The 14,235-nt window shown below is 70.7% G+C and carries 17 protein-coding genes and 2 tRNA genes; 3 read left to right on the top strand and 16 right to left on the bottom strand.

The features are described from left to right. The first annotated feature begins 43 nt into the window (after positions 1-43). Positions 44-979 (top strand): LysR family transcriptional regulator, encoded by a 936-nt coding sequence (locus KZC57_RS12785; RefSeq protein ID WP_186326287.1) that lies wholly within the window; start codon positions 44-46, stop codon positions 977-979. A gap of 76 nt (positions 980-1,055) precedes the next feature. Here the strand turns inward: KZC57_RS12785 and KZC57_RS12780 are convergent. From KZC57_RS12780 to KZC57_RS12715, 14 genes are all read right to left on the bottom strand, one after another. Next, positions 1,056-1,128 (bottom strand) — tRNA-Arg (locus KZC57_RS12780). Positions 1,129-1,205: 77 nt separating this feature from the next. Then, positions 1,206-1,790: an asparagine synthase gene (locus KZC57_RS12775; protein WP_247641917.1), complete on the bottom strand. Its 585-nt coding sequence runs from the start codon at positions 1,788-1,790 to the stop codon at positions 1,206-1,208. A gap of 115 nt (positions 1,791-1,905) precedes the next feature. After that, a complete protein-coding gene (locus KZC57_RS12770; RefSeq protein ID WP_247641916.1) occupies positions 1,906-2,757 on the bottom strand; it encodes a hypothetical protein in 852 nt (283 codons plus the stop codon). 8 nt (positions 2,758-2,765) lie between these two features. Continuing rightward, entirely contained in the window at positions 2,766-3,011 is a 246-nt protein-coding gene (locus KZC57_RS12765; protein ID WP_247641915.1) for a hypothetical protein, read from the bottom strand. Between the two features lie 100 nt (positions 3,012-3,111). Beyond that, positions 3,112-3,771, bottom strand: coding sequence for a GntR family transcriptional regulator (locus tag KZC57_RS12760; RefSeq protein ID WP_060921434.1), 660 nt, complete (start codon positions 3,769-3,771; stop codon positions 3,112-3,114). A gap of 69 nt (positions 3,772-3,840) precedes the next feature. Then, positions 3,841-4,482, bottom strand: a complete 642-nt coding sequence (locus tag KZC57_RS12755) for an NADPH-dependent F420 reductase (protein ID WP_060921433.1) — start codon at positions 4,480-4,482, stop codon at positions 3,841-3,843. A gap of 58 nt (positions 4,483-4,540) precedes the next feature. Further along, positions 4,541-4,975 carry a Fe-S cluster assembly sulfur transfer protein SufU gene (gene sufU / locus KZC57_RS12750; protein ID WP_247641914.1) on the bottom strand — a complete coding sequence of 145 codons (435 nt, stop codon included), beginning with the start codon at positions 4,973-4,975 and terminating at the stop codon, positions 4,541-4,543. Continuing rightward, entirely contained in the window at positions 4,972-6,279 is a 1,308-nt protein-coding gene (locus KZC57_RS12745; RefSeq protein WP_247641913.1) for a cysteine desulfurase, read from the bottom strand. Before KZC57_RS12745 ends, sufU begins: the two co-directional genes overlap by 4 nt. A 142-nt stretch (positions 6,280-6,421) precedes the next feature. Further along, positions 6,422-7,225, bottom strand: a complete 804-nt coding sequence (locus KZC57_RS12740; RefSeq protein WP_105949261.1) for a DUF1206 domain-containing protein — start codon at positions 7,223-7,225, stop codon at positions 6,422-6,424. A gap of 70 nt (positions 7,226-7,295) precedes the next feature. Next, positions 7,296-7,931, bottom strand: a complete 636-nt coding sequence (locus KZC57_RS12735; protein ID WP_247641912.1) for a GyrI-like domain-containing protein — start codon at positions 7,929-7,931, stop codon at positions 7,296-7,298. Between the two features lie 86 nt (positions 7,932-8,017). Beyond that, positions 8,018-8,881: an AraC family transcriptional regulator gene (locus KZC57_RS12730; RefSeq protein WP_105949259.1), complete on the bottom strand. Its 864-nt coding sequence runs from the start codon at positions 8,879-8,881 to the stop codon at positions 8,018-8,020. A gap of 84 nt (positions 8,882-8,965) precedes the next feature. Beyond that, positions 8,966-9,100 carry a methionine/alanine import family NSS transporter small subunit gene (locus tag KZC57_RS12725; RefSeq protein ID WP_075251602.1) on the bottom strand — a complete coding sequence of 45 codons (135 nt, stop codon included), beginning with the start codon at positions 9,098-9,100 and terminating at the stop codon, positions 8,966-8,968. Then, a complete protein-coding gene (locus tag KZC57_RS12720; RefSeq protein ID WP_247641911.1) occupies positions 9,097-10,716 on the bottom strand; it encodes a sodium-dependent transporter in 1,620 nt (539 codons plus the stop codon). Before KZC57_RS12720 ends, KZC57_RS12725 begins: the two co-directional genes overlap by 4 nt. A gap of 50 nt (positions 10,717-10,766) precedes the next feature. Then, positions 10,767-11,558, bottom strand: a complete 792-nt coding sequence (locus KZC57_RS12715) for an SDR family NAD(P)-dependent oxidoreductase (protein WP_247641910.1) — start codon at positions 11,556-11,558, stop codon at positions 10,767-10,769. Between the two features lie 116 nt (positions 11,559-11,674). Here KZC57_RS12715 and KZC57_RS12710 point away from each other — a divergent pair, with 116 nt between their 5' ends. Continuing rightward, complete coding sequence (locus KZC57_RS12710) at positions 11,675-12,166, top strand: MarR family winged helix-turn-helix transcriptional regulator (RefSeq protein WP_247641909.1); 492 nt, start codon at positions 11,675-11,677, stop codon at positions 12,164-12,166. 66 nt (positions 12,167-12,232) lie between these two features. Here KZC57_RS12710 and KZC57_RS12705 read toward each other — a convergent pair. Next, positions 12,233-12,321 (bottom strand) — tRNA-Ser (locus tag KZC57_RS12705). Positions 12,322-12,483: 162 nt separating this feature from the next. Between KZC57_RS12705 and KZC57_RS12700 the strand changes: the two genes are divergently transcribed. Next, positions 12,484-13,191 carry a potassium channel family protein gene (locus KZC57_RS12700; RefSeq protein ID WP_247641908.1) on the top strand — a complete coding sequence of 236 codons (708 nt, stop codon included), beginning with the start codon at positions 12,484-12,486 and terminating at the stop codon, positions 13,189-13,191. A 3-nt stretch (positions 13,192-13,194) separates the two neighbouring features. Here KZC57_RS12700 and KZC57_RS12695 read toward each other — a convergent pair whose 3' ends face one another. Continuing rightward, entirely contained in the window at positions 13,195-14,199 is a 1,005-nt protein-coding gene (locus KZC57_RS12695; RefSeq protein WP_247641907.1) for a LacI family DNA-binding transcriptional regulator, read from the bottom strand. Positions 14,200-14,235: the final 36 nt, after the last annotated feature.

Raw genomic sequence — 14,235 nt, 5'->3', positions numbered from 1 at the left:
TAACTCCAATGCATAGTTCGTCTGGAAACCATGCGGGTACGCTATGGATATGAACCTCGAGCAGCTCCGCGGGTTCGTCGAAGTCGCCCGCCTCGGCCATTTCACCCGCGCGTCCGAGCACCTCCACCTCGCGCAGCCCTCGCTGAGCCGTCAGATCTCGACCCTCGAGCGGGAGCTGGGCGCCGAGCTGTTCCATCGCGCCCGCGGCCACATCGCCCTGACCGCCGCCGGTGAGACGGTCCTCCCCCGCGCGCAGCGCATGCTCGCCGAAGCCGACGCCATCCGCGACGAGGTGGCCGAGCTCGCCGGACTCCGTCGCGGCCGCGTGCGCCTCGGCGCCCCACCCACCCTCTGCATCAGCCTCGTCGCGGAAGCCCTCAGCTCGTTCCATGCCGCCCACCCCGGCATCGACCTGCACCTCACCGAAGGAGGCTCCCGGCTGCTCGTCGAGCAGCTCGCCGTCGGTGCCGTCGACATCGCCCTCGTCACCCAGTCCGAGGGGCCCGTGCCCGCAGGAGTCAGTCTCACGCACATCCCGCTGCTCGCGGAGGAGCTCGTGGTGATCTCGTCGGCGGCCGCACCTCCGGTCACCCACGGCCCATCCGTGAGCCTCGCGCACCTCGCGACCCTCCCGCTCATCCAGTTCGATGAGAGCTACGAGCTGCGCGCCGCGATGGACGCCGCCTTCCGCGCCGCCGACCTCACCCCGACCCTCGCGCTGGAGGGTGCGGAGATGGACGCCGTGCTCCGCTTCGTGGAACGAGGCGTCGGGGTCGCGGTGGTCCCGGCGATGGTGCTGTACGAACGCCCCGCCCTGCGGTCGGCGCGCCTCGCCCACCCGGCGATGTCCCGGACGATCAGCCTCGCCCACCGCTCCGACGTCACCCCCGCGGTCGCGGTGGCCGCGATGCGCACCGCCATCATGGCCACGGCGGCCGACCTCGCCGAGCGCGACCCGGCGATCACCAGCCTGCTCTGACCGGAGCGCTCACCCCGGAACAGCGAAAACCCCCGCCGCTTCCGCGACGGGGGTTCCGTACTGTCTCAACACAGTGTGCGCCTCGAGGGACTCGAACCCCCAACCTTCTGATCCGTAGTCAGATGCTCTATCCATTGAGCTAGAGGCGCAGGACCCGCGGTGCTTTACCGCTCAGCGGGCCGACGACCAGCCTACAACAGACGAGACCGGAAAGCGAAACGAGGCCTCAGTCCGCCTTCGCGGCCGCCTTCTCCTGCTTCTTCCGCCGCTTCTCCTTGGCGCGCTGCTCCGAGGAGAGGGCCTGGAGATCGACCAGTCGCAGTGCCTGCATCCGCGCCTCGCGCATGCGCGCGTAGTCAGGATCCTGGTCCGGCCGCATGCCCTCGACGCGCAGCCGGCGGTCGAGGTTGTGCCGCACGTCGGCCCAGGCCGCCGCGCGCGCCTCCTCGACGATGCTCTCCAGCTGGGCACGGTCGTCCATCATCTCGCGCAGACGCTGCGCGACGCCGAGCGACTGCTTCGCCCGCCGCCGGAGATTGCGCACATCGCGGTCGCGGTAGTCGTGCGTGCCGACCGGGTCGGAATGTCGACCGCGGGCGCGCTTGCGCAAGGCCGTGACCGTGGCGGCGGCCTCCTCCGACTCCTCGGCCATCGCCTCGAGAGCAGCCCTCGCATCCTCGACGTACTTGTCGAGGTCGAAGACGCCGTCCTCGGCGATGGTGCCGATGAGGATGTGATTCTTCACGGCGAGGCGCGCAGCGGCCGTCGCGATCGCGACGCCTTCGGCGATGGCATCCGCAGTCCGTCCCACCGGCACCTCCTTCTCTCGAGCGTACCGGTATGGATGCCGCGCAGTCTCGGCCGGAATCGCTCCGGATCAGCTTGCCGCAGACGTCCGACATCGGCAGGCGGCGTCGGGCCGAGGCTCAGCCGACGACGCCGACCCAGATTCCGGAGGCCCAGGCCTGCTGCTCCCCGGAGCAACCCACCACCCCGGGGAAGCCGCGGACGACAGCCATGCAGTTGGCGAGGAACTCCGGATCGCCGCCGAACATCGCCCCGTACGCGCCCGAGGAGGTGAGGGTGCCCCAGACCCGGAACTGGTAGATGTGAGCCAGCTCATGCGCCATCGCCCAGTTCAGGCGTCCGTCGCTCCAGCCGGTGATGTCGGCGCGGTACTTGATGTACCCGTTGCTGTTGGCGCAGGCCGGGGCTGTGCCGCCCGCACAGGACGACGACTCGTACAATCCGACGCCCCCGCCGCCGACCCTGTCGAGGGCGGCCCGCACCCGCGCGTAGCCGTCCGGCCCGCTCGACGTCCATGCGGGCCCGCCGGGACCGGCACTCTGCGACGCCTGCCACCCGGCGACCTCGGTGCCGACCTTCTGCGTGAGCGCCTCCACCGTCGCGGTCGCCGCGACCACGGTGTCCGGGTCATGGCGCTCGGCGCGCACGGTCTCCTGCGCGGACCGGGCGGACGCGAGATGCGCCGCCGTGTCGACCTTGCCGTCCGCGCCCTGGAGGACGGCGGCCAGCGTCGAGAGCTCCTCCAGGAATGCCGGCCGCACCGCCAGGACGGAGGCCCGATCCTCAGCGTCCTGCTCGGCCCGGGCCACGGCGCCGGACAGGTGGTCGGTGCGCTGTGCGGCGTCGTATGACCGGTCGGCCAGTACGGAGAGCTCGGCCACCGCCTCGGCGCGCTCCTGGTCCAGCGCGTCGGAGCGCGCGACGGCGGCCGCCGCGACGAGCACGGCCGCCGACACCGTCACCGCGAGCACCCGGCGCCTCACGGGAGGAAGCCCGTCGTGTCGTTCAGCTCGGCGTCCTGCTCCGCGATGCGCGACCTCAGGGCGGTGAGACGCTCCGCCAGTTCGAGGTTCTCGGCCTGCGACTCCGCGAGCACCTGCTCGATCCGCGCGATCTCCGCCTTCACGGCGGCGACACCGGAGGCGCGCTCCTGATCGGCCACCACCAGGAGTGCAGCACCTCCGAGCAGGAGGATCCCCCCGACGACGACAGCAAGACTTCGCATCTCGCTCCCCAGGACAGCGCGAACAGACCGAACCGACTCCGACCGGACAAGGATACAACCGCTCGCGGCGCGTCCGGGGGTCGTTCTCCCGACGGACGCCTCAGGTGGTCGCCGTCTGCGCCAGCCGCCGTTCGGCCGCGGAGTGCCCGCTCGCCAGGTGCGCGGGGACGATCCGCCGCAGCGCCTCGACATCGCGCGCACGGACGGCCTCGAGGATGACGCGGTGCTCCTCCGCCATCGCCTCCAGATCGTCGTGCTGTCCGAACAGCCAGCGCAAGCGCGTCAGGAACACGGCGATGAGCTCGCCGAGCATCTCGTTCCCCGCCAGGTCGACGGCGACCTCATGGAACGCCGCGGCCGCCGTCCGGGCGGTCTCCGCGTCGCCGGCCCGGGCCGCGGCGACTTCGCGCTCGTACACCTCGCTCAGCCGGGCGAGCCCTTGCGCATCGTGACGCTCGGCCGCGAACACGAAGATGAGGGTCTCGATCGCCTCGCGCACCTCCGCGAAGTTGCGGATGTCGTCATGGGTGAACTCCCGCACCACGGCCCACGTCCGGGGCCGTGCGACGACCACGCCCTCCGCGACCAGCGTGCGGATGGCTTCCCGCACCGGGAGTCGGGACACGTTCAGCTCGGCGGCGATATCCCGCTCCACCAGCCGGGAACCGGGCGCGCGCCGCCCCAGCACGATGTCGTCTCGGAGGATCCTCGTGACCCTGACCGACTCGAGTTCCCCGCCTACCCCCACAGCCCCCGCCATCCGGGCATTGTCGCACCCCGGCCCGGGATTGGCCAAGTTTGGTATCCCAGACCGGGGCGCGCGCCAAGGTCAGGGCAGACGGTTCGCCCGCGCGACGTTGGCCGTCAGCTCTTCCGCGTTCTGCCGGATGACGTATGCCGGGCGGTCGCGCTCGACCCGCCACGACTCGCTGAGCGGGCCGACGTTGACCGTGTCGAAACCGGCCTCGTCGTAGAAGCGGGTGACGAAGGCCACGGCCTCCGCGTCGTCCCCGGCCGTGGCCAGCGCGCGACGGTTCGGCGTACCGGCCGGGGTTCCGTCGGTGGTGATCTCCGCGGCGTAGATGTGGTTGAACGCCTTGGCGATCTTCGAGTCCGGGAGCTGCGCCTGCACGAGCTCGGACGTGGTGGTCTCGCCCTTGTCGAGGGCCTCGATGTGCCCGTCGCGCTCGAAGTAGTAGTTGTTCGTGTCGAGCACGATCTTCCCGGCGAGCTGCGCGGCGGGAAGCTGATCGATCGCGTGCAGCGGCACCGTCACCACGGCCACGTCCGCCGCGGCGGCCGCCTCCTCCGCCGTCGCCGCCTTCGCGCGCGGCCCGAGCTCTGCGACGAGATCGGCCAGGGTCTCCGGCCCTCTCGAGTTCGCGATCACGACGTCATAGCCGTTGGCCACCGCCACACGCGCGACCTGGCTGCCGATGTTGCCTGCTCCGATGATTCCGAGAGTTGTCATGCTCGGGCCAACGCCTGCCGCCGGATGCTATTCCCGGCGAGGAGGGAGGCGAACGCGGTCAGAGGCGCGTGAGCGCGTCCTCCGCCGCCACCCAGGCGAGCATGGCGCACTTCACGCGCGCCACGTACCGCGAGACTCCCCCGAGCGCCGCGGCATCGCCGAGCAGTTCCTCGTCCGGCTCGATCGTGCCGCGGGAGCGCATCGCCTCGCGGAAGGCAGCGATGCGCACCTCGAGCTCGTCCACGGTGAGGCCCTCGGCGAGCTCGGCGAGCAGGGACGCGGAGGCCTGGGAGATGGCGCACCCGTGTCCCTCCCACGCGATCGCCTCCACGCCGCCGTCGGCGCCTCGATGCACCTGCAGCGTGATCTCGTCGCCGCAGGTCGGGTTGAGCTGATGCGATTGCGCGGGGGTCTCCTCGCGGAGGCCGAAGCCGTGCGGCGTGCGCGAGTGGTCGAGGATCAGCTCCTGGTACAGACTCTGCAGGTCGCTCATGCGCCCCTCCCGAAGAACGCGATCGCCCCGGCGACCGCCTCGATGACAGCGTCCACCTCGGACGGGGTGGTGTACAGATAGGTGCTCGCCCTCGTCGATGAGGTCACGCCGAGCCGACGGTGCAACGGCTGGGCGCAGTGGTGACCGACGCGCACCGCGATGCCCTGGTCGTCGAGGAACTGCCCGACGTCGTGCGAATGGATGCCGGCCACGTCGAAGCTCGCGAGACCGACCCGCGGCAGCTCGATGCCCGCGCCCAGGACCCGCACGCCGTCGATGGCGCCGAGCCCTTCGACGAGACGCTGCCCGAACGCGGCCTCGTGCGCGGCGATGCGATCCATCCCGACCGCGGAGAGGTAGTCGACCGCGGCGGCGAGCGCGATCGCCTGGGACACCCGCTGCGTGCCCGCTTCGAAGCGCTGCGGCGGCGGCAGGTACTCGGCCGCGGTCGTGGTCACCGTCGTGATCATGGAGCCGCCCGTGAGGAACGGGGGCATGGCGGTGAGGACCTCGCGACGACCGTAGAGCGCGCCGATGCCGGTGGGGCCGAGCATCTTGTGGCCGGAGAGGACCGCGAAGTCGACGCCGAGCGCGTGCAGGTCCAGCGGGAGGTGCGGAGCCGACTGGCAGGCGTCGAGCAGGGTGAGGGCGCCGACCTCCCTGGCCAGCGCGACGAGGGTCTCGACCGGATTGATCACGCCCAGCACGTTCGACACGTGGGTGAAGGCCACGAGCTTCGTGCGCTCCGAGATGATCTCCGCGGCCGCATCCAGACGGAGGGCCCCGTCGTCGTCGAGCGGGATGACCCGGAGCGTTGCCCCGGTGCGCGCGGCGAGCTCCTGCCAGGGGATGAGGTTGGCGTGGTGCTCCATCTCGGTAGTGACGATCTCGTCCCCTTCGCGGAGCCGGAGAGGCTCGGCCGCAGCACCACCCCGGCCGAGGGAGGCGTTGGAGAGGGAGTAGGCGACGAGGTTGACCGCTTCGGTGGCGTTCGAGGTCCAGACGATCTCGTCGTCATCGGCGCCGACGAACCGGGCGAGGGTGCTGCGGGCGTCTTCGAAGAGCTCGGTCGCCTCGGCGGCCAGCGTGTGGGCGCCGCGGTGGACGGCCGCGTTCATGGTGGTGGCGAAGCGGCGTTCGGCGTCGAGCACGGCCTCCGGACGCTGCGACGTCGCCCCCGAATCGAGGTACGCCAGCGGGTGGCCGTGGACGCGGGTGTGCAGGATCGGGAAGTCCTCGCGGATCCGCTCCACCTCGGTCTCGGTCAGCGGGGCGATCACGTCGACTCCGGGAGAAGCGCTCATCGTTCCAGTCTCCCATCTTCCGGCTGACCGGGGCCCGGCTCCGGACGGGCACAGCTTCGGAGACGGGGCGAGACACGTCGGGCTGCCGGACCGTCGAGCGGCGTGTCGGCAACGATCTCCGAAGTCGTGCCCGGCGGAGGCGCTACGACATGCGGGCGAGACGGGCACGGGCGATGCAGAAGGCCCCGTACAGGGCGAAGCCGACGCCGACGGCACCGAGGATGAGCCGCCCGAACGGCAGGCTGAGGAGGCTGTGCAGAGCGGCGTCCAGACCAGCGGCGCGTTCCGGGTCCTGCGTCACGGCGGCCACCACGAAAAGCACCCCGGTGACCCCCACCGCGATGCCCTTGCCGATGTAGCCCACGATGCCGAGGGCCATCACCCCGGCGCGGGCGGCTCCGGTCGGCACGTCGATGAGCTTGCGGAAGGAGCGCATGATCCCGCCGATGATGAAGCCGACGCCGACGCCGATGACGCTGAGACCGATCACCACGAGCAGCGCCACCCCGCCTGGCGCGGACAGGACCACCTGGCTCAGGGTCTTCGAGGCGTCGGAGGACTCCGCGCGGCCCCCCACGGCGTAGATGAGCGCGAGGCCGGCGATCACGAGGTACGTACCGGAGATGCCGAAGAGCTTGAGGCGCTTGCCCCACTTCTTCGTCTCCGCGGGGTCGGCGGCGAGGAACCCGCTCGCCACCTGCCACACGGCGAGCGCAAGAAGGCCGACGGCGATCGCGAGGAGCAGCAGTCCGCCGATCGGGTTGTTGCGCACCTGCTCCATCGCGCCGTCCTGGTCGGCGTCCCCCGACCCGCCGGCCGCGATCGTGATGGCGATCGCGCCGATGATGATGTGGATGATGCCGAGGACCACGAATCCTGCGCGGGCGGTCCGCCGGAACGCGGTGGAGTCCTTCGCCACGCGTGCCGCATGCTTGACGGTGCTCATCCTCGAAGAGTATCCGCCGCGAACCGCCGGAATCAGGGGGTTGCTTTCCGGACGCCCGGTGCGAAAGCGCTCAGGTGATCCGCTCCACCGGCTGCCGCAGGATGGTGCGCAGCTTCTCCGGGGCTGCGCGACGACGGTCGCTGAGGTAGATCTCGTGGTGCCGCCCGCGCATCCGCAAACCGTTCTCCGGAACGAAGCGCTCGTGCAGCTCCTCGAGCACCGGGCCTTCGTCGTCGAACGGCCCGATGTGCAACGTCTGCACGCAGAGGCCCTCGTCCAGCACCTCCCGCCGGACGGCAGCCAGTGCCGGGAGCTCTTCCCCCTTCTTCGCGCTCTTCGCCGCGACCGTCTCGACCGCGCGGTCGAACAGGGCAGGAGTGACGTGGTCGCCCACCATGATCATGAGCGTCCAGAGCCAGGTCGACTTGTCGCGCCGGGTGGTGAACGACGCCATGTCCGGCGCATGCCACAGGCCTTCCAGGGGCATCACGACCTGATCGATGCCGAGCTCGGCGCGACTGGCGAACTTGAGGGTGTACGCCAGCGGGTAGAGCGCCGCGACCGCATCGAAGAAGGCCGGAGCGGTGTTCGGATCTCCGGCGCCGTCGATCATCAGATAGGTCAGCGGCGGCACCTCGAGGACACGGAAGGCGCCCCGCTTCGCCTGATACGCGTCGAGGGTCTTCTTGGGATCGATCGCCGCCATGGCCCGCCTCTCGGTACGTCGTGCGGTCAGTGTGCCACCGGGCACCGACATCGGGTCGAGCCGCTCGGGCCCGACCCGATGCACGGTCAGCTCTGCTCGACGGGGAGCCAGAGCTCGCAGGAGGCCGTGTCGCCGGTGAACTCGCGATAGCGGACGATCGAGGGCCCGGGTCGCAGCCGCCACGGGTTCGACGGGAACCACTCGGTCGCCGTCGCCGCCCACAGATTCTGCAGGGTCTCCGGGAACGGGCCGCTCGCGCCGAACACGGCCCAGGCACCCTCCGCCACGCGCAGAGCGTCGAGGTCGTCGGGGACTGCGGTGTCGTCGCGCACGGCCACCCCGTGCAGGTAGGTCAACGGCGTCCCCTCCGGGGCGTCCGGGTCGATGTCGGCGGTCACGGCGAGGATGCCCGCGGGCTCCTCGTTCCCGAGCGCCTTGAGGCGGGCGTGCTCCTCGGGCGGGATCGCGGCGATGTGCGCCTGGATGTGCGGATTGACGCCGACGTGGATCAGCGGGACCTCCGCGGCATGCCCGGCGAGGACGAATGCGGGACGGTGGGTGATGGTGACATCCATCGGGGTGCTCCCTTCGACGCTCAGGCGGAACCGGAGCGTGGGTTGTGTGCGGAGAGGACCCCCGTGCCGACGCGCGTCCGCCGGCCCGATGCCGTGCACGGCGCGGAACGCCCGGGCGAACGCCTCGGTCGAGCCGTAGCCGTGCCGAACGGCGACATCGAGCAGACTCGGCGCGCCGGCGGCGAGCTCCGCGCCGGCGAGCGTCATCCGACGACGCCGCACGTACTCGGTCAACGGCATCCCGGCGAGCGCCGAGAACATCCGGCGCAGGTGGTACTCGGTGGTGCCATGCGCACGGGCGAACGCAGCGACGTCGATCTCCTGGCCGTGGTCCGCCTCGACGAGGTCGACCAGGGCGTTGAGCGTGCCGATCACGGGGGCCCTCCTTTCCCCCTCATCGTCTGGCCGCTGTCCATCCGCGCACCCGACCGTTCCGACCCGATGCGATCGGGTCGGTGCTCAGAGCTCGGTCGGGACTGCGGGCTCCGTGTCCTCCACCTCGGGGTGACGGGCGAGGTTCACCACGGCGGCGATGAGACCGCCCCACACCGTGACCATGGCGATGATCATCATGACGATCGCGGTGGTGGTCATGCGCCCGCTCCCTTCGTCTGCGCCGCCGGGACGGCGATGCTCGTCGTCTCGGGGTCGGCGGCGTACTCCTCCTGGTCCAGGAAGTCGTCGTACCCGACGTCGTCCTTGGCACGGGAGCGCCTGCTCCACGGCACCAGCGACAGCAACACTCCCCCGATCACCAGCGCGATGACCATGCCCCAGCCGAACACGCCGAGGAACCAGCCGGGGTAGCCGCTGTACGGCTCGGCGATCTTCGTCAGGAGTTCCGTGATCAGCAGGTACCCGAGCACGAGCGGTGCGAGGACACCCACGAGCAGGCGCCAGAGCAGGCCGACGCGGAAGCTCGAACGGCGGTTCAGGTGGTCCTGCAGCTGCGGCAGCTTGTGCAGCACCCAGGCCACGACGATCACCGCGACGAGAGCGACCGCCATGATGCCGAAGGCGTTGACGAAGGCGTCGGTCGTGTCGAGGACCGACAGCGCGGTGGTGGTGGAGAACAGGGCGGCGGAGATGATGGCCAGCGGGATCGAGACGACGAGGGTGGTGCGCACCCGCGCCCAGCCGAGCTTGTCCTGCAGCGCCGCGACGATCACCTCCAAAATCGAGATCATCGAGGTGATCCCGGCGAAGACGAGGGCGCCGAAGAACAGCACGCCGATGATCGAGCCGCCGGTCGCCTGCGACACGATCGTGGGGAACGCGACGAACGCGAGACCGATACCCGAGGTGGCGACACCGGAGACATCCGTGCTCTGCGCCTGAGCCATGAACCCGAGGGCGGCGAACACTCCGATGCCGGCGAGGATCTCGAAGCCGGAGTTGGCGAACGCGACCACGAGACCGGAACCGGTGAGGTCGGTCTTGCGCTTGAGGTAGGACGCGTACGTCACCATGATCCCGAACGCGACGGACAGCGAGAAGAAGATGTGCCCGTAGGCGGAGGCCCACACGGCCGGGTCGGCGAGCGCTTCCCAGTTCGGCGTGAAGAACGCGTTGAGGCCGTCCAAGGCGCCAGGGAGGAAGAGGGCCTGCACGACGAGCACCGCGAACATGAGGGTGAGCAGCGGCATCAGGATCATGTTGGCGCGACCGATGCCGCGCTTGACGCCGAGCGCCATGATGATGATGACGATCAGCCACACCGCGATCAGCGGTAGGCCCACCTGCGGCACGAACTCGCCGGACAGGCCGACCTCCGCGACGTCGGCGGAATGCAGGAAGTCGACGAAGAAGAAGTCGTTCTCGTTACCTGCACCCCAGGTGAGCTGCGCCGAGAACCAGGTGTACATGCCCGCCCACGCGACGATCACCGCGTAGTACACCGCGATGACGACGCAGATCAGCACCTGCCACCAGCCGAGCGGTTCGGCGGCCCGGTGCAGACGCCGGAACGCGAGGGGCGCGGAGCCCCGGAACCGGTGGCCGATCGCGTAGTCGAGGAACAGCAGCGGGATACCGGCGGTCAGCAGCGCGCACAGGTACGGAATGAGGAACGCACCGCCGCCGCCTTCGTAGGCGACGTAGGGGAAGCGCCAGATGTTCCCGAGACCCACGGCCGAGCCGATCGCCGAGAGGATGAACACGTTCCGCGAGCCGAAGGCCTCGCGCTGCGGCGTCTGGGTGGGTCTAGGCATGCCCGCGAGGATACCGGAAGCCATGGGCCCCGGCGAGTGACGCGCTCGGGTCAGAGCATCGCCGTCAGCACCCCGCCGTCCGCCCGCAGCGCGGCGCCGTTCGTCGCGGAGGCCCGGACGCTGGAGAGGTAGACGACGAGGTCGGCGACCTCGGTCGGATCGAGGAAGCGCTCCAGGAGTGAGGTCGTGTTCTGTCCGATGATCGCCTCTTTCATCACGTCCACGGAGACGGACTGGGCTGCTGCGACGGCGGCGACGCTCGCCGCGACGCCCTCCGAGTAGGTCGGGCCACCCAGGACGGTGTTGACCGTCACGCCGGTGCCGCGGGTGAGCTTGGCCAACCCGTTGCCCAGGGCGATCATCGCCGCCTTCGTCATGCCGTAGTGCACCATGTCGGCCGGCACGTTGACGCCGGACTCGCTGCTGACGAAGACGATGCGCCCCCAGCCCCGTTCCCGCATCCCCGGCAGGAGAGCCCGGGAGAGGCGCACGCCGCTCATCACGTTCACCTCGAAGTAGCGCGCCCAGTCCTCGTCGGTGATGTCCGCGAAGTCGGCGAGTCCGAAGAGACCGACGTTGTTGACGAGGACGTCGACGTCGCCGAGCTGCTCCGTCAGCCGCGCCACCTGCGACGGGTCGGTGAAGTCCGCGGCGATCCCGGACACGGTCACCTCCGGGTGCGCGAGGGCCAGCACGCGCACCGCTGCGTCGACCCGTCCCTCGTCACGACCGTTGATCACGACATCGACCCCCTCGGCGGCGAGAGCGGACGCGACCGCGTATCCGATCCCCTGGCTCGATCCGCTGATGAACGCCCTCTTGCCGCGCAGCCCCAGTTCCATCCGTCTCCCTCTCACTTCCGCGGACCACCCGCTTCACTTGCCTGAGCAAGTCATCCTAGTCTCCACTCACTTTCCCAAGCAAGCAAAGAGCACAGATCGACCGCTACGGTGGAGGAATGTCGTCATCCTCCCGCGCCCCCTTGAACGCCGACGAGATGGACGTCTGGTCGGCGCTCGCGACGCTCCTCGAACGGCTCCCCGCGGCCCTCGACGCGCAGCTGCAGCACGACAGCGGACTGACCCACTTCGAGCACGGCATCCTGTACGCCCTCGACGCTGCACCGGAGCGCACGCTCCGCCTCAGCGTCCTCGCCGGCTACGCGAACAGCACACTGTCCCGGCTCTCCCGTGCGGTCACCCGCCTGGAGGCGAAAGGCTGGATCCGGCGCGAGGTCGATGCGGAGGACGGGCGCTTCACCCTCGGCACCCTCACCGACGCGGGCCACCGGAAGGTCGAGGAGTCGACCCCCGCACACCAGGCCCTCATCCGCCGCGTCGTCTTCGACACCCTGACCCCGGCGCAGGCCCGGCAGCTCGGCGCAGCCAGCCGGAAGATCTCCGCCGCGCTCTCCCCCGACCCGACCTGGGCGCCGGGGGCGAAGGCGTGAGGAGGGCCCGCCCGCACGCGAGAACACGAAAGCCCCGGCGAGCGGACTCGTCGGGGCTTCTCTGTGCGGAGACGAGGGGATTTGAACCCCTGGTCCCCGTAAGGGGACTCCACCTTAGCAGGGTGGTGCACTAGGCCGGACTATGCGACGTCTCCAGGCATCCGGCTCGAGAGCACGGATGCACCCCACCATCATAACGGGTCCGACGCGTGGTCACGAACCGCCGGTGTCGGATGCTCCCCGGAGCGGCCCGGTCGCCCTGCGATACTGGCCGCACGTTGCGAGGGTCCGGCCCCGCGGACGCGAGAGGAGTCGCCATGTCCGAGTCATCGGGAGCGCACGTCCGCGCGGGGTTCGCCGCCCCGGCCGACCCGAGGCGCGGCGCCCTGGGCTATGCCGCGGTGCTCGCCCTCCTCATCGTGTCGTACGGGCTGTGTGCGGCCCAGCCCGGCACGGTCCCCAGCCCCTGGGCGTTCCTCGCGATGCTGGTCACGGTCGCGATCGTGTTCCGCGTGACCAGGGCGCACGCCCTCGTGCAGCGGGTGTCGTGGGTCGTGCTCTCGGCCGCGGGCCTGGCCGCCCTCCTCGCGGCGTTCTTCGCCACGGACAGCCCCGCCCTCGCCGTCGCCCTGTCCGCCGCCTCCATGCTCGCGCTGCTGGTCGCGCCGTGGGCCATCATCGCGCACCAGGTCACCCGCCGAGGCCTCGACGTCGAGGCGCTCCTGGCCGCGGTGACCGCGTACATCCTCGTCGGCATGTTCTTCGCCTTCGTCTACAACCTGCTGTCGCTGCTGCTGCCGACACCGCTGTTCGGGGATGCCGCGAGCGACTCGCTCGGCAATCAGCTCTTCTTCTCCTTCACGGCACTGACCACGACGGGCTACGGGAACCTCGTCCCCGTCGGACCGGGCGTGCAGGCGGTGGCCGTCGCCGAGGGGATCACCGGGCAGCTCTTCCTCATCACCGCCGTCGCCCGCATCATGCGGGGTGCGAGCGCCCAGCGCCCCACACCGACACCGGCCTGACGGTCACTCCCCGGTCGTCGAGCGACGGGCGACGAGCTCCGGCCGGAACAGCACGTGCTCCGGCGCCGGTGCCACCTCGTCCTGTCCCCTCAGCAGCAGGTCGACGGCGGTCGAGCCGATGAGCGCGGCCGGCTGGCGCACCGAGCTGAGCGGGATCACGGCGGCCGCCGCGAAGTCGATGTCGTCGTAGCCCACGAGCGCGATGTCCTCGGGGACCCGGGCATCCCCGGTCATCACCAGGCTCTGCAGGAGCCCCAGGGCCAGGAGGTCGTTCGCCGCGAAGACCGCGTCCGGCCGATCCCGCGGGGCGCGGTCGAGGATCTGCGCGCCGGCGCGGCGCCCCTCCTCGACGGTGAGCGCGGAGGTCGGGATGAACTCCAGGCCGATCCCCGCCGCGGCCGCCGCGGCCTGCGCGCCGCTCAGGCGGTCGGAGACCTGGCGCAGCGCGACCGGCCCGCCGACGAAGGCGATCCGTCGACGACCGACCGCCAACAGGTGCTCGGTCGCGATGCGGCCGCCCTCGACGTCGTCGACGGCGACCGAGGCGAACCGCTCATCCTGCGATTCCCGGTCGACGAGCACCGCGTGCGTCCCGCGCTCGTGCATCCGCACCAACCGCGGCAGGGACTCCGCCACGGGAGTGACGAGCACGCCGGTCACCCGCTGCTCCTCGAAGAGATCGAGATGCATCGCCTCCCGCTCCTGCTTCTCGTCGCTGTTGGCGACGAGGACGGAGAGTCCGTGCTGGTCGGCGCGCTCCTCGGCTCCGCGGATGACCTCGGCGAAGAACGGGTTGCGGATGTCGAGCACGACGAGGCCGATCGTCCGGCTGCGCCCCGCCCGGAGCTGCCGCGCCGCATCGTTGCGCACGAACCCGAGACGGTCGATGGATGCCTGCACACGCGCCACGGTCTCCGCGGCCACCTTCTCCGGCCGGTTGAGCACGTTCGATACGGTCCCGACGGAGACACCCGCGTCCTCGGCGACCTCCCGCACGCTGACGGCCATCGCGCCCTCCCTCCGGTTCCCGCCGCTGAAACGACT

The sequence above is a fragment of the Microbacterium sp. KSW4-4 genome, assembly GCF_023091185.1.
Classification (GTDB): Bacteria; Actinomycetota; Actinomycetes; order Actinomycetales; family Microbacteriaceae; genus Microbacterium; species Microbacterium paraoxydans.
The sequence above is the reverse complement of the archived record's forward strand: the minus strand, read 5'-3'. Positions and strand labels throughout refer to the sequence as shown.

Excerpts from the sequence above, each read along its gene's own strand:
- KZC57_RS12715 (WP_247641910.1), bottom strand. The coding sequence starts at position 11,558 with ATGGAACTGGGGCTGCGCGGCAAGAGGGCGTTCATCAGCGGATCGAGC.
- KZC57_RS12720 (WP_247641911.1), bottom strand. The coding sequence starts at position 10,716 with ATGCCTAGACCCACCCAGACGCCGCAGCGCGAGGCCTTCGGCTCGCGG.
- KZC57_RS12735 (WP_247641912.1), bottom strand. The coding sequence starts at position 7,931 with ATGGCGGCGATCGATCCCAAGAAGACCCTCGACGCGTATCAGGCGAAG.
- KZC57_RS12740 (WP_105949261.1), bottom strand. The coding sequence starts at position 7,225 with ATGAGCACCGTCAAGCATGCGGCACGCGTGGCGAAGGACTCCACCGCG.
- KZC57_RS12785 (WP_186326287.1), top strand. The coding sequence starts at position 44 with ATGGATATGAACCTCGAGCAGCTCCGCGGGTTCGTCGAAGTCGCCCGC.
- KZC57_RS12760 (WP_060921434.1), bottom strand. The coding sequence starts at position 3,771 with ATGGCGGGGGCTGTGGGGGTAGGCGGGGAACTCGAGTCGGTCAGGGTC.
- sufU (WP_247641914.1), bottom strand. The coding sequence starts at position 4,975 with ATGAGCGACCTGCAGAGTCTGTACCAGGAGCTGATCCTCGACCACTCG.
- KZC57_RS12755 (WP_060921433.1), bottom strand. The coding sequence starts at position 4,482 with ATGACAACTCTCGGAATCATCGGAGCAGGCAACATCGGCAGCCAGGTC.
- KZC57_RS12765 (WP_247641915.1), bottom strand. The coding sequence starts at position 3,011 with ATGCGAAGTCTTGCTGTCGTCGTCGGGGGGATCCTCCTGCTCGGAGGT.
- KZC57_RS12745 (WP_247641913.1), bottom strand. The coding sequence starts at position 6,279 with ATGAGCGCTTCTCCCGGAGTCGACGTGATCGCCCCGCTGACCGAGACC.
- KZC57_RS12700 (WP_247641908.1), top strand. The coding sequence starts at position 12,484 with ATGTCCGAGTCATCGGGAGCGCACGTCCGCGCGGGGTTCGCCGCCCCG.
- KZC57_RS12695 (WP_247641907.1), bottom strand. The coding sequence starts at position 14,199 with ATGGCCGTCAGCGTGCGGGAGGTCGCCGAGGACGCGGGTGTCTCCGTC.
- KZC57_RS12725 (WP_075251602.1), bottom strand. The coding sequence starts at position 9,100 with ATGACCACCACCGCGATCGTCATGATGATCATCGCCATGGTCACGGTG.
- KZC57_RS12710 (WP_247641909.1), top strand. The coding sequence starts at position 11,675 with ATGTCGTCATCCTCCCGCGCCCCCTTGAACGCCGACGAGATGGACGTC.